Source organism: Xanthomonas sp. A1809 (assembly GCF_017746015.1).
Classification (GTDB): domain Bacteria; phylum Pseudomonadota; class Gammaproteobacteria; order Xanthomonadales; family Xanthomonadaceae; genus Xanthomonas; species Xanthomonas euvesicatoria.
This window is the reverse complement of the sequence record NZ_JAGHWZ010000004.1, coordinates 513,531-526,863: the sequence shown is the minus strand read 5'-3', so window position 1 is coordinate 526,863 and position 13,333 is coordinate 513,531. Positions and strand designations below refer to the sequence as shown.

Below are 13,333 nucleotides of genomic sequence, written 5' to 3'. Positions count from 1 at the left end.
GTGAGGCACTTTCTGTCAGCTGCCTGGCGAACCGCTCACAGCGCTCGATCACGCGCGACGGTCTTGCGGCGTCAAGGCGAGATCGTCTCTGCCCGCTCGCGCGTCACCCGGCTCAACGCGTCGGCGCTGATCTCGGCGATGGAATGCGTGCCGGTCAGCGTCATCGCCACGCGCATTTCCTTTTCGATCAGGGTCAGCAGGTTTTCCACGCCGGCCTGCCCGGCGGCCGCCAGCGCGTAGACGAACGCGCGGCCCAGCAATACCGCATCGGCACCGAGCGCGAGCATGCGCACCACATCCAGCCCGCTGCGGATGCCCGAATCGGCCAGAATCTTCAGTTCGCCCTTTACCGCATCGGCAATGGCCGGCAGCGCGCGTGCGCTGGACAGCACGCCGTCGAGCTGACGGCCGCCGTGGTTGGAGACCACGATGCCGTCGGCGCCGAAGCGCACCGCATCGCGCGCGTCCTCCGGGTCCAGGATGCCCTTGATCACCATCGGCCCGGTCCAGAATTCGCGGATCCATTCCAGGTCTTTCCAGGCAATGGACGGGTCGAAGTTGGCGCCCAGCCAGCCGATGTAATCCTGCAGGCCGGTGGGGCTGCCGCGGTAGGCGGAGATGTTGCCCAGATCGTGCGGCCTGCCGAGCAAGCCCACGTCCCACGCCCAGCCGGGGTGCGTCACTGCCTGCAGCATGCGCCGCAGCGAGGCATTGGGCCCGCTCATGCCCGAGTGCGCATCGCGGTAGCGCGCGCCCGGCGTGGGCATGTCCACGGTGAACACCAGCGTGGTCACGCCCGCGGCCTTGGCCCGTTCCAGCGCATTGCGCATGAAGCCACGGTCCTTGAGCACATAGAGCTGGAACCACATCGGCCGTTCGATGGCCGGCGCCACTTCTTCGATCGGGCACACCGACACCGTGGACAGGGTGAAGGGAATGCCGCGCGCGGCCGCCGCACGCGCGGCCTGCACTTCGCCGCGGCGTGCATACATGCCAGTGAGGCCGACCGGCGCCAATGCCACCGGCATCGCCAGGGTTTCGCCGAACAGCTCGGTGCTCAGGCGCAGATCCGACATATTGCGCAGCACCCGCTGGCGCAGCGCTACATCGGCCAGGTCCGAGACATTGCGCCGCAAGGTGTGTTCGGCATACGCGCCGCCATCGATGTAATGGAACAGGAAGGGCGGCAGGCGTGCTTGCGCAGCGGCGCGGTAGTCGGAAGCGGCGGAAATGATCATCGAAGAGGGGACGGCAGCGGCGGGGAGCGGCCGAGTGTAAGACGATCCATCCAAGACGGCACGGCACCGGGGCAGCGAGTCGGCACTCTAGGTCTGGATGTGGCTCGACGCAGTGCCATGCCCGTTGCTGTGCGCCCGCCTAGGCGGGCGCAAAATGCCCGTGAAACCCTAGCGGTAGCGCGTACGGAAGCCATGCCTGGGCCACCGGCCCGGCATCGATATGTCGTGCGTCCAGCACCATCAGCCCGGTGCGGCCGCGGCGGGTGTCCAGCACGGTGCCGACCAACCAGCCATCGTCTGGGCGGTCGCTGCCGGGCCTGGGGACGAACACATGTTCCTCGGCCAGCACGTCCGGCCCGTAGCGATGCACCTGGCGGCGGTCGCGTTCCAGGTCATAGCCGGCCACGGCATTGAGGAACGGCGAGTTGTCGGGCCCATCGATGCATGGCGCATACAGGCGTGCGCCGGTGGTGGTCGGGGTGCGGAGGTCGTACAACGGCAATTCCAGATTATCCACCGGATGCGGCTGCCAGTGCGCGCGGCCGTTGCTCAGGTCCAGATGCAGGCTGCGCAGTTGCACCTGTGATGGTGCGGCCGCCGGGTCGCCGTGCATGGCCGCACGCATTGGCGAGCGCGCCTGCTCCGGATCGTCGTACACGATGGCGCGCACCACGATGCGGTCGCGATGCGCATAGGCGTCGGCAAAGTGGTATGCCACCGCAAAGTCGGCTTCAAACCAGCGTGGTTGGTCCAACGCATCCTTGGGCACCACCGCAATCCGCGATGGCGCTTCGGGCGTAAAGCGCAGTCTTTCGAAGAACGCGCCCTCGCCGTCCAGCCGGCGGTACGGCGCCATGACCAGAATCAAATGCCGATCTGTCATGGCAAAGCTGTGCATATAGCCGGGGGCGTCGGTGTGCAGCAGCTGCACGTGACGCAACGTGGCATCTGCGCCCAGGTGCCAGAGCACCACGCCGCTGGCGCCTGCCGCATTGATTGAGCCGAAGTTCCATGCGCTGCCGTCGCGGTCGATCAATGGGTGTGCGGAAAACGGCATCGCAGCCAGATCGTCGCGCCAGGTCACCGGGCCGAGCGTGCGCAACGCATCCGGATCCAGCTCGATCGCCGATCCCGCTTCCCATAATGCGAACAACCGGCCATTGAGCATCGCCACCGAGGTATTGGCGGTGTTGACGTCGTCGTTATTGCGGACCGGCTGCATGTCGGGCACGGAGGTGCCAGCGGCGCGATACAGAAAACGCCCGGCCTGCTGTTCCTGGGTGAATTTATGCGTCGCCACCATGCGCCCGACGTGCTGCACCTGGGTGCCGCCCAGCTGCCAGCGATGCACCATGCCATCGCCATCGAACCAGTGTTCGTAGCGGAACCCGGCGCGCTCGGTCCAGGCCGGGCCATTGCGATACAGGCTGCCTGCCAGTCCTTCGGGAAGCTTGCCCTGCACTGCCGTGGTGGTCGGCCCGAAGGTGGGGCTGGTCACGCTGCGCCAGCCCAGCAGCCACGGTGTGCGCTGCACCTGTGTATGAAACGCTGCCGCTTCTGCGGCGTGTGCAGGCAGACTGCGTAACATCCAGCTGCCGAGCGCAGCGCTGCCGCCGGCGGCCAACAGGGATTGCAGAAAGCGACGACGGTGCATGGCAGCGCTCCTATCGCGTGCCGGTGTCAGCGCATTTGCACGCTGATGCGCTTCCCGCTGGCCGGCAGGTCGAAGACGATCTCGTCCAAGCCAGGCTTGCGCATGCCGGTGGGGTTGTTGCTGAAGCCGTATCCTTCCACCGGCATGCCGATCAGGTTGGTGTCCAGCTTGCCGTTGGCGTTTTCGTCGTGATTGATCATCACGGCATAACGGCCGGGCGGAAGATTCTTGAACTGGATGTGCGGTGTGCTGCTGGTGATTGGCAGCGTCTGCGCTTGCACCGGCGGCTGTGCACTGTCCAGTTGTGCGGCCGAGGCGATCACCGCGATGCGCAGCTTGCCTTGTTGCGAACGCAAGCCGCTGACGTCCACGTTCAGGTCGGCGGCGTGCACGCCGGCGCTGCCGAGCAGCCATGCGAGCGCAACAACGGGATAGGGACGGGCGAGCATGCAACTCTCCTGGCAACGATAGGGATGCGACGCGGTGAGACCGATCGTACGCAGCGTATCCACCTTGCTGCGCTGGCGGCCGTCGCAGATCGGACCGTGAGGGGTCGCCCATACTTGCAGCAGCACGCCAGGTTGCATGTCGTGTGGGCCGAACCTGGGTGCAAGCAGACGAAGCACTGCCTGGCATCCATGCGCGACGCCGCTGCTGTCTGCGCCGTCACCACACCAGCGGCAGCAGGCGCCGGCTCTGCTTCGCATACGCCGGGTAAGCCACCGGGAAGGCGCGCTGCAACGCGGCCTCTTCGATGCGAATGCGGTACAGGAAGACCCAGGTCACCGGCACCACGATCGCCATCACCGACAACGCATTGCCCATGCCCAGCGCCAGCCCGTAAAACGCCAGCAGCGCGCCGGTGTACGACGGGTGCCGCAGCCAGCGATACGGACCGCGACGCACCAACTGGTGATCGGGCTGGATGGTCACGTCCACCGTGAACCAGCGCGCCAGCACCTGGATGGCCCACACGCGCAACGCCAGCCCGCTGCCGATCAAGGCGCAGCCGGCCCACTGCAGCGGCCCCGCCCAACCCAGCGGCCAGTGCGCCAGGCCGCTGTAGGCCAGCATCACTGCAACGGCCACCGCCGCAGACAACACGCGCCACAGGTATTTCAGGGTGCCTTGATCGTGCGCGCCACCATCGCCGGCGCGGCGACGGCGGCTGAGCAGCAGCTCATAGCCACCCCAGACCAGATTGAGCGCGATGAACAGACTGGAAGCGGACATGGTGTGACTCCTTGGCAACGCGGTGAGTGGATGAGGCCAGTCTGCGCGCGCACTGCACCCATACCAGGGGCCGCAGGTCATCGATCCCACCTGCCAGAAGTCACCTTCTGCCTGCGCACCATTGCCGAGCGCCTGCATGGCGGTCAGCATCGCCGCATGAACTCTTCCTTCCGCCACCTGTTGCACCCCCTGCGCCTGGCCGCTGCGTTCACCATTGCCGCGGTCGCGCTGTCGTTCATGCCCGATGCGTCTGCCTACGGTGCCTGGCGCTGGGGCGCGCTGGCCGGCTTTACCGCATTGTTCGTCGTGCACACCGTGTTGCCGCAAACGCATGCATTGCGCACGGTGGCCACCCTGCTGCAGGCGGCGTTGGCCTTGCTGCTGGTCTGGATGGAGCCGCGTGCCGGCACCGCGCCGGTCCTGCTGGTGATGCTGGTGGCGCAGGCGGGCATGACCTGGCCGCCGTTGCGCGTGCTGCTGCTGGCGCTGGTGTTGAACGCGGGCATGTACGCGGTGCTAGTGCACGCCGGCTTCGATCGGGCCTTGTTGATCGTGAGCATCTATGCCGGCTTCCAGGCCTTTGCCGCACTCACCGCGCATTACGCCCGCAGTGCCGAGCGGGCGCGCGACACCTTGGCCTACGTCAACGCCGATCTGCTGGCCACCCGCGCGCTGCTGGCCGACAGTGCGCGCGATGCCGAGCGTTTGCGGCTGGCGCGCGAGTTGCACGATGTGGCCGGGCACAAGCTCACCGCCATGCGCATCAACCTGCGCCTGCTCAGCGCCGACCCGGCCCTGGCGCAGCGCAACGAGGTGGCGGTGGTGGAGCAGTTATCGGCTGAACTGCTGTCGGACATCCGCAACGTGGTGCAATCGCTGCGCGACGACCAGGGCCTGGACCTGCAGACCGCCTTGCGCGCGCTGGCCGCCCCGTTCCCGCGCCCGACGCTGCGCCTGCAGATCGATGCCGACGTGCGTGTCACCGATGCGCGCGTGGCCGAGCTGCTGCTGCGGCTGGTGCAGGAAGCGCTGACCAATGCCGTGCGGCATGCCGACGCCGATGAAGTGGCCGTGCACCTGCATTGCGAAGGCGCACAGTTGCACGTGGACATCTGCGACGATGGCCGCCGCGCCGAGCGCATCCGCGAAGGCAACGGCATTACCGGCATGCGCGAACGCCTGGCCGCATTGCATGGCCAGCTGGACCTTGGCCGCACACCCACAGGCGGCATGCACCTGATTGCGAGACTACCGGTATGAGTTCACGTCGTATTGCCCTGGCCGACGACCAGATCCTGGTGCGCGCCGGCTTGCGCGCGTTGTTGCAGCAGCAGGGCGTGGAGGTGGTGTGCGAGGCCGACGACGGCCAGGGCCTGCTGGATGCGCTGGCCATCCATACGGTGGACGTGGTGCTCAGCGACATCCGCATGCCCGGCCTGGACGGCATCCAGGCACTGGAGCAGCTGCGCGCCCGCGGCGACCGCACCCCCGTGCTGCTGCTCACCACCTTCGACGACAGCGACCTGCTGCTACGCGCCAGCGAGGCCGGCGCACAGGGCTTCCTGCTCAAGGACGCCGCCCCGGAAGACCTGCGCGAGGCGATCGAGCGCGTTGCCGCAGGCGACACCCTGCTGCAGCCGGTCAGCACCGACCCGGTGCGCGCCCGCTACCAGTTCCGCGACCAGCAGGCCCCGCGGGAGACCTTCAACGAACGCGAGGTGGCGATCTTGCGCCTGCTGGCCGGCGGCTATTCGAACAAGGAAATCGCCCGCACCCTGTTCCTGGCCGAAGGCACGGTGAAGAACTACGTCTCCACCATCCTGGAAAAGCTGGGCACCCGCGACCGCACCCGGGCGGTGTTGAAGGCGATCACGTTGCGGGTGATTTGAGGGCGGGGAATCGGGAATCGGGATTTGGGATTCGAGATTGGGGATTCGGAAAAGCGGGCAGGTGGGGACCGGATCGGAAAGCCCTAGAGCTAAAGAGAACCTAAGCCCCTCTCCCTCCGGGAGAGGGGTTGGGGTGAGGGTACGGCGGAAGACAGCCAACGCGAACGAGCTCAGCCGTGGCCTGAACTTGCAGTCGGCCTCACCGGCCGATCCCGCCATGCATCCAGCGCGCATCGCCATCTGCAACGACGCGCCACCTTCTCCGAACGGAGAGGGGACCGAAGTCTGCTCGCTGCCCGATACGAAGCAAGCCCCTCTCCCCTCGGGAGAGGGGTTGGGGGTGAGGGTACGGCCAATACCACTTGCTGCCGTTTCGCCCCGCCCACACGCTGTCCCGAGTGCCGAGCTCGTTCAGGCCTGCATTTCTATGTGACTGTTCCATAAGGGTTTATGGGCAACCGCCAGCGTCGGCCAGCAACCGTAAGGTTGCCGTCAGGTCTGGCGCGGGGCCGCGCATGAAGGGTGATCCGGCGGCCAGCGACGCCGCCCGGGGACGCGCCGCGCTCCGGTCTGCTGCGGAGTCCGTCATGCGCCTGGTCCGAATCCTCATCATGCTGATCGTCGTGCTGTTCACCAGCGCCTGGGGGGCGTCGACCCAGGCCGAATTGCCGGTCAGTTGGCCCCGCGCAGCCCTGCCGATCCAAACGGTCGCCGAACGCGACATGCGGGTCGTCGTGGGATGCGCGTCGGCAGTGCAGGGAACTGCTGCCCATGCCTGTGATCGACTGATCAGGCGCTTCGATGGAGAAGGTTGCCGGCAAGGTCTGGCGAGTCGCCCACGCCAGGTCGGCCAAACCGATGACCCTGAATGCGCGGGCATCGGCACGGGCACGGCCGGCACGTGGTCGAGCCGTGGCCAGATCAAGCCGGCTTTCAGCAACGGAACCGAGCGCGACGAGCGTCTGCGCAGGTTGGCCGACATCTAGCCACGCTCCTAGGGTTACCTGGGATGCACCACGCCCGCAGCGGCGGCAAGGAGCAGGCGCCATGCAGTGCATGCGGCGCCAGATCGATGCCGCGTGCTGGCAGCAGCACGCCGTCATCCTGCAGGATCGGGCGACACGCGCTAGACGCGCAGCAACACGGTCGATGCGAAGGAACGTATAAAGACGCAAGGCCGCATGGAGCGGCCATGCTGGTGTGCAGCGTTGAGGAAGTGACACGATGGGCAGGTATCGGATTGGCTGCGCCGTTTTGGCTATCGCATGTTTGCTCATGGCCGCCACCGGCTGTGCAAAGCAGCCGACGTTATCGTCGCGACTGATCGTGACCCTCGACGCGCCGATACTGGAACAAGGGGGCGCGGTCATCGTATCGGCGCGTCCGATTGCCGATCACCAGTGGCGCCTGCTTGAGGGCACCAGGTCAGCCAAGGCCGGGTACGAGAAAGAATTTCAAGTCACCGTCGCCTCACCGGCATCGATCATCGAGCTGTATTACCCTGAAAGCGGAACCTATAGCTTCAAGCTGCAGCCAGCAGCACGTGCCAAAACACATCCTCTCCAATCGCGTCGGGTGCTGATCGGCCAGGCCGACCTGACGGATCCGCAGACAAAACGCCAAGTGCATTGGCCTTCGATGAGTGTTGTCCATGTCAGCGGCAGCACCTACCCGGAAGGGTGGGCGCGCACTCTAGCGTCCACGTTCGACGTGCCTTTCAAAAGCGATGCGCCAGACAACTATGTGATATCCAGTTTTCCTGCAGGTCGCGTGATTGCCCTGACGCCCAAGGCAATCGATACCTACGTTCGGGACACCAACTGAGCACCTGCATGCAGGCTCATCGCGCATGCAGGAGGTCCGCGGCGGCCGGGTCTCTTATTGTGTGCAACTGAGCCATCGCTCGATCGCGCGATGGCTCCCGTCCGGCGGCGAACCGTCGGACGGAGATGGACCCAAGGATCAGTGACGCCCGAATTCGGTCGGCGAAATTTCCGGATCGTTGCCGACCTGGGGGTCGCAGCTGAAATGCGTGCCGGTGTGGGTATCTTTCACCACCACGCTGAAAAAGATCAGTGTCCGGTTTTCATTGGCATTGACCACCTGCACCCAACTGCCGTCGGAGGCAATTTCCGCCGGGCCGATCTGCCCCGTCGAATCGGAATTCAGCAGGCTGATGATCTTGAAGCGGTGGGGCACCGATTTGCAGAACGCGTAGCGCAGGGTCACGCCCTGTTCGCCTTTGCCACAGATGAGCAGGTCCGGCGAGAAGCTGTAGAAGTAGGCGCCCCTGCCGGTATTGCCGCCGAACTCAACGTGCGCCACGGTCAGTGTGATGGGGATGATCTTGGGATCGGTCATGACGTTGGTGATTCCTTGAAGAGCGGGGCATAGAGGGAAACGAATCCCGGGTGGCGGTAGCCCGCTTGATACAGCCATCCGAGCTGTTGCGTCACGGCAGCGCGCCGACCCAGATGAATCTGTGCGCGAATCCAGGGGTCGAGCAAGGTCTTGTCGTGACTATTGCCGATATCGGCGCCGAGCACTGCCACGGCACGTTGCCAGGCGGCGCGTGCACCGACGTGATCGCCGCTGGCGTCCAGCTGTTCGCCATACCAGACCAATGCAGTCGCCAGCGCCGACACGCCGATCAGGTCGGCCGGTTTGGCCTGATGCAAGGCATCCAGCCGCGCCACGATCGCCGCCAGACTGGCCGTCTGACGGTCGCCGTGCAGTCCCTGCACCCGATTCAAGCGCAGTGCGATGATAGCGTCCAGCCATTCCCATTCCGGCAGCGGCTGGTGCGCCAGCACGCCTGCCAGCGTTTGCCGCGCCTGGGTGAGTTGGCGTGTGGCAGCAGCGGCGTGCCCGTCCAGCGCGGCCACCCAGCCGGCCTGCGCATAGGCATGCGCCAGATCGCGGCGCCAGGTGCGGTTGTCCGGCTGTTGCGCGACCAGTGGTTCCAGCATCCCCACGCTGGCTTGCGCGTCGGCTTGCGCCTGCGCCAGGTGACCGCGTGCCAGCGCCAGATTGGAGGTGCGCACCAACGAGGTGGCCATGCGCCGTCGCCAGGCGTTGGCATCGGGATCGTGCTGCACTAGCAGGCGCAGTGTTTCGATCTGTTCGCGATAGCCCTGTTCGGCCGGTGCCAGCAGGCCCTGGGTTTCCTGCGCCAGACTCAGCCAGGAAAGGCTGTCGACAAGCTCATAGCGCACGGACGCGTTGTCTGGGGTACGCGCCAATACTTGGCGTTTGAGCGCGATCGAGCGGGCGAACAAGCCGATCGCCGTGTTGGCCTGCCCTTCGCTACGCGCCAGCGTGCCAAGATTGTTGAGCGCGTACGACAACTCCAGTTGCCAGTGTGGATCATCCGGCGCGGTGCGCACCAACCATTCGCTGGCGGCCAGATACTGCGACCAATGGGTGCGCGCCAACGGAAACTGTTTGCTGCGATAGGCCATGTTGCCCAGCCAATACGCCGTCTGACCTATTTCCGCATGCGCCTCCACTGCGTCCGGCGCCTGGGTACGCGCCTGCTCGGCAGTGGACGCGGCACGCGTGAATGCGGCCTGCGCCTCTTCCAGCTTGCCCTGATTCATCAGCACTTCGCCGGTGGTACGCAGCGCACGTGCGTGGTTGATCAGATCACCGGTTGCCATGCCCGACTCGGGCAGATCCTCCAGATACCGCAGCGCACGGCTGCCGACGCTATCGAGCAGTTTGAGGTTGCCCACGGTGCGCAACTGCTCGGCCAGATCGCCCAGCATGTAGCCCACCAGTTGCTGCGCTTGATCGCGGCGTTGTTCGGCCACTTGCTGGGCCTGGCGCGCCTGCCAGCCGAGCAGCAGCGAGGCGCTGGCCAGCACCACCAGCAGTGCGGCGGCGGCGGCGTATACGCTGCGGCGCTGGCGTTGCGAGCGTTCGCAGGCGCGCAGGAAGGCATGATCCAGGGCGTCCAGATCCTGCGGCATGCGTCGCGCAGCCTCGCGTGCTTCGCTCAGCGGGCGGCCGCTGTTGAGCAAGTGATCGCTGCGCCGGCCTTCGGCGGCCCAGCGTTGTGCCGCCAGTTGCAGCCGCTTGCGCGCCTGCAGCAGGCGGCGGTTTTCATGGATCCACTCGGCCGCACGCGGCCACTGCCGCAACAAGGCTTCGTGCGCGACCGCAAAGCCCGGTTCGCCGGCTACCAGCTCGCTGACGAACAGGCGCGCATGCACGAACGCATCCACCAGCACGCGCGCTGCGCCACTCGCCGGCAATGCCGACCACAGCGCACGCCGCGCGGTGACGGCATCGCTGTCGGGGTGGATCACGCTCAGCAGCGTCAGCACTTCGCCCAACGCGGCCTGCGCATTGGAGGGCAATGCGCGAAACGTCTGCTCGGCATGATGCGCCAGCGCGCCTTCCAGGCCGCCCAGGGCGCGATACGCGGCAAATGTCAGCAAGCCGTCGTCGCTGCGCTGCGCATGCAGGGCATGCAGCAGATGTTGCAGCAACGGCAACGCATCGGGCTGGCGCGTGGTGGCATCGCGCAGCACATCGTCCAGGCGGCCGGCGCCGCTGTGGTCTTCTTCGAAGCGCAGCCCGGCCATCGCTGCCGGCACGCGGATGATCTGGCCAATCTCGCCATCGCGTGGCGGCAGCAGATCCACGTGCCCATCGCCGCGTTTGAGCTCGACGATGTCCGGCAGCGCATCGATCAGGCGCGGATAAAAATCGCTGCGGGTGAGCATCAGCACGGCCACGTGCGCGCTGGCGCACAGCGCGTGCAAGGCGGCCGCCAGTGCAGCGCGATCGGCGGCCGTGATGCCGGGCGTGGCCACCATCGCTTCGGCATGGTCGATGACCAGCAGCAGATGGCGCCGGGTGTGCACGTTCTCGCGCGCCGGGCCGGTTTGGCGCATCGCCTCGTCGATGGCCGCATGCAGCGGCGCAGGTTGCTGCAGCCATTCGGGCAGGCGTGCCGTCTGCGCTGGCGACAACACCGCGCGCCCGCCTGGTGCCCACTCGCTTAATGCGCGTGCGAGCGTATCCAGCACATCGCCGCCGCGGCATTGCGCCAGGTTGCAGTACGCCACCGCGGTGGCCTCCAGCCCATCCAGGCCGCCGGGCTGGCACAGCAACGGCACCACGCCGGCGCGCAGCAACGAGGTCTTGCCGCAGCCGCTGGCGCCGCTCACCAGCACCAGGCCACGCTGGCTGTGCAATTGCGCGCGCAACGCGCCCAGCACCTGCGCAATCGCATGGCTGCGGCCGAAGAACACGTCTGCATGTGCCGGGTCGAATGCCTGCAGCCCCATGTACGGGTTGCCGTGCCCCCACGCCTGCGGACCGATCACCGCACCGCGGTAATCGTCGGGAAACACCACCTTCGGCAGCAGCCGGTAGCCACGCTTGCGGATGGTTTCGATGAAGCGCGGCTGGCGGCTGTCGTCGCCGAGCTTGCGGCGCAGCTGGGCGATGGTCTTGTGCACCGGGTTATCGCCGTAGAAGCTGCCGTGCCACACCTCGATCAACAACTGCTCGGCGCTGATGACCTCGCCGGCGCGCTCGGCCAGCGCGATCAGCACTTCCATCATGCGCGGTTCCAGCGTGATGGTCTGGCCGTCGTCGATCAGCGTCAGCCGCTCGGGCTCGACCAGCAATGGCCCAAGACGGAACCGCGGAACGGAGCCCAGCTGCGTGACGCGCTCGCTTCGAAGAGACATCGCTCAAATAACCGGTCGCACAACTGGAAGGGGCCTCGACAATCGCCCTCAGGCGCGGCCAGGCACGGCACGGCAGGGCCGAAACGTAGCACAGCCCGCTGCCGGGTAAGTCGATTGCGGTCGCTGTTCGTTACGGCGCGCGCGCAGGTGCTGGCGTCAGGCTGCCCCGCGGTGGGCCTCACGTGCTTCCATACAGCGGCGTGTGTTACGCATCAGGCTGTTTCGCGCGCGCCACACGCACTAAGATGCCGCCAGCATCTTGCTGACCAGGAGTCCACGTTGATCATCCATCCCAAAGTGCGCGGTTTCATCTGCACCACCACGCATCCGCTTGGCTGCGAGCGCAATGTGCTCGAGCAGATTGCCGCAACGCGTGCGCGTGGCGTACGCACTGACGGCCCCAGGAAAGTGCTGGTGATCGGCGCGTCCAGCGGCTACGGCCTGGCCTCGCGCATCACCGCTGCCTTCGGGTTCGGTGCGGACACGCTGGGCGTGTTCTTCGAAAAGCCCGGCACCGCCAGCAAGGCCGGCACGGCCGGCTGGTACAACTCGGCCGCATTCGACAAACATGCCAAGGCGGCCGGGCTGTATAGCAAGTCGATCAATGGCGATGCGTTTTCCGATGCCGCACGCGCGCAGGTGATCGAGCTGATCAAGACCGAGATGGGCGGCCAGGTCGACCTGGTGGTGTATTCGCTGGCCTCGCCGGTACGCAAGCTGCCGGGCAGCGGCGAAGTGAAGCGCTCGGCGCTCAAGCCGATCGGGCAGACCTACACCGCCACCGCCATCGACACCAACAAGGACACCATCATCCAGGCCTCGATCGAGCCGGCCAGCGCGCAGGAGATCGAAGATACCGTCACCGTGATGGGCGGGCAGGATTGGGAATTGTGGATCGACGCGCTGGAAGGCGCCGGTGTGCTCGCCGATGGCGCGCGCAGCGTGGCCTTCAGCTATATCGGCACCGAAATCACCTGGCCGATCTACTGGCATGGCGCACTCGGCAAGGCCAAGGTCGATCTGGACCACACCGCGCAGCGCTTGAATGCACGCCTGGCCAAGCGCGGTGGCGGCGCCAATGTGGCGGTGCTCAAGTCGGTGGTCACCCAGGCCAGCGCGGCCATTCCGGTGATGCCGCTGTACATCTCCATGGTCTACAAGATCATGAAAGAAAAGGGCTTGCACGAAGGCACCATCGAGCAGCTCGACCGCCTGTTCCGCGAGCGCCTGTACCGCGAAGACGGCCAGCCGGCGCAGGTGGACGACGCAAACCGCCTGCGCCTGGACGACTGGGAATTGCGCGACGACGTGCAGGACGCCTGCAAGGCGTTGTGGCCGCAGGTCACCACCGAGAACCTGTTCGAGCTTACCGACTACGCCGGCTACAAGCACGAGTTCCTCAAGCTGTTCGGCTTCGAGCGCACCGACGTGGATTACGACGCCGATGTGGAGACGGACGTCACCTTCGATTGCATCGAGTTGGTGTGATTGCCGGGATTAGAGATTGGGGATTAGGGATTGGCAAGAGCGGTGGATGGCTGCATCGCTGATCTTCGGCGGACCCGAACGTTTTGGGGCAAGGACAACCGGCACGCGATGCTGGTTGCCTTTGCT

At 66.2% G+C, this 13,333-nt stretch carries 11 protein-coding genes; 5 read left to right on the top strand and 6 right to left on the bottom strand.

All coding sequences use genetic code 11. The features are described from left to right. Window positions 1-71: 71 nt before the first annotated feature. The 4 genes from lldD to J7396_RS06175 all read right to left on the bottom strand — a co-directional run bounded on the left by lldD (window position 72) and on the right by J7396_RS06175 (window position 4,125). Window positions 72-1,238, bottom strand: coding sequence for an FMN-dependent L-lactate dehydrogenase LldD (gene lldD, locus J7396_RS06190; RefSeq protein ID WP_209261155.1), 1,167 nt, complete (start codon window positions 1,236-1,238; stop codon window positions 72-74). Window positions 1,239-1,377: 139 nt separating this feature from the next. Then, window positions 1,378-2,892: a carotenoid oxygenase family protein gene (locus J7396_RS06185; RefSeq protein ID WP_209261154.1), complete on the bottom strand. Its 1,515-nt coding sequence runs from the start codon at window positions 2,890-2,892 to the stop codon at window positions 1,378-1,380. Window positions 2,893-2,918: 26 nt separating this feature from the next. Next, window positions 2,919-3,341 carry a DUF2141 domain-containing protein gene (locus J7396_RS06180; protein WP_031420540.1) on the bottom strand — a complete coding sequence of 141 codons (423 nt, stop codon included), beginning with the start codon at window positions 3,339-3,341 and terminating at the stop codon, window positions 2,919-2,921. A gap of 217 nt (window positions 3,342-3,558) precedes the next feature. Beyond that, window positions 3,559-4,125, bottom strand: coding sequence for a PEMT/PEM2 methyltransferase family protein (locus J7396_RS06175; protein WP_008573922.1), 567 nt, complete (start codon window positions 4,123-4,125; stop codon window positions 3,559-3,561). Window positions 4,126-4,185: 60 nt separating this feature from the next. Here J7396_RS06175 and J7396_RS06170 point away from each other — a divergent pair, with 60 nt between their 5' ends. The 4 genes from J7396_RS06170 (at window position 4,186) to J7396_RS06155 (ending at window position 7,838) form a co-directional block, all read left to right on the top strand. Further along, window positions 4,186-5,385 carry a sensor histidine kinase gene (locus tag J7396_RS06170; protein WP_209261189.1) on the top strand — a complete coding sequence of 400 codons (1,200 nt, stop codon included), beginning with the start codon at window positions 4,186-4,188 and terminating at the stop codon, window positions 5,383-5,385. Then, complete coding sequence (locus J7396_RS06165) at window positions 5,382-6,014, top strand: response regulator transcription factor (RefSeq protein WP_014088941.1); 633 nt, start codon at window positions 5,382-5,384, stop codon at window positions 6,012-6,014. Before J7396_RS06170 ends, J7396_RS06165 begins: the two co-directional genes overlap by 4 nt. A gap of 587 nt (window positions 6,015-6,601) precedes the next feature. Beyond that, entirely contained in the window at window positions 6,602-7,000 is a 399-nt protein-coding gene (locus J7396_RS06160) for a hypothetical protein (protein ID WP_029818176.1), read from the top strand. Window positions 7,001-7,289: 289 nt separating this feature from the next. Next, complete coding sequence (locus tag J7396_RS06155) at window positions 7,290-7,838, top strand: hypothetical protein (RefSeq protein WP_209261153.1); 549 nt, start codon at window positions 7,290-7,292, stop codon at window positions 7,836-7,838. A 138-nt stretch (window positions 7,839-7,976) separates the two neighbouring features. On the opposite strand, the gene J7396_RS06150 is transcribed toward J7396_RS06155, so the two are convergent. Next, window positions 7,977-8,375, bottom strand: a complete 399-nt coding sequence (locus J7396_RS06150) for a hypothetical protein (protein WP_122272054.1) — start codon at window positions 8,373-8,375, stop codon at window positions 7,977-7,979. After that, window positions 8,372-11,719: a winged helix-turn-helix domain-containing protein gene (locus tag J7396_RS06145; protein WP_209261152.1), complete on the bottom strand. Its 3,348-nt coding sequence runs from the start codon at window positions 11,717-11,719 to the stop codon at window positions 8,372-8,374. Before J7396_RS06145 ends, J7396_RS06150 begins: the two co-directional genes overlap by 4 nt. A gap of 279 nt (window positions 11,720-11,998) precedes the next feature. Here J7396_RS06145 and fabV point away from each other — a divergent pair, with 279 nt between their 5' ends. After that, a complete protein-coding gene (gene fabV / locus J7396_RS06140; protein WP_071117713.1) occupies window positions 11,999-13,207 on the top strand; it encodes an enoyl-ACP reductase FabV in 1,209 nt (402 codons plus the stop codon). Window positions 13,208-13,333 lie beyond the last annotated feature (126 nt).

Coding starts and splice junctions, on each gene's coding strand:
- lldD (WP_209261155.1), bottom strand. CDS start 1,238: ATGATCATTTCCGCCGCTTCCGACTACCGCGCCGCTGCGCAAGCACGC.
- J7396_RS06180 (WP_031420540.1), bottom strand. CDS start 3,341: ATGCTCGCCCGTCCCTATCCCGTTGTTGCGCTCGCATGGCTGCTCGGC.
- J7396_RS06155 (WP_209261153.1), top strand. CDS start 7,290: ATGGCCGCCACCGGCTGTGCAAAGCAGCCGACGTTATCGTCGCGACTG.
- J7396_RS06160 (WP_029818176.1), top strand. CDS start 6,602: ATGCGCCTGGTCCGAATCCTCATCATGCTGATCGTCGTGCTGTTCACC.
- J7396_RS06185 (WP_209261154.1), bottom strand. CDS start 2,892: ATGCACCGTCGTCGCTTTCTGCAATCCCTGTTGGCCGCCGGCGGCAGC.
- J7396_RS06145 (WP_209261152.1), bottom strand. CDS start 11,719: ATGTCTCTTCGAAGCGAGCGCGTCACGCAGCTGGGCTCCGTTCCGCGG.
- J7396_RS06150 (WP_122272054.1), bottom strand. CDS start 8,375: ATGACCGATCCCAAGATCATCCCCATCACACTGACCGTGGCGCACGTT.
- J7396_RS06175 (WP_008573922.1), bottom strand. CDS start 4,125: ATGTCCGCTTCCAGTCTGTTCATCGCGCTCAATCTGGTCTGGGGTGGC.
- J7396_RS06165 (WP_014088941.1), top strand. CDS start 5,382: ATGAGTTCACGTCGTATTGCCCTGGCCGACGACCAGATCCTGGTGCGC.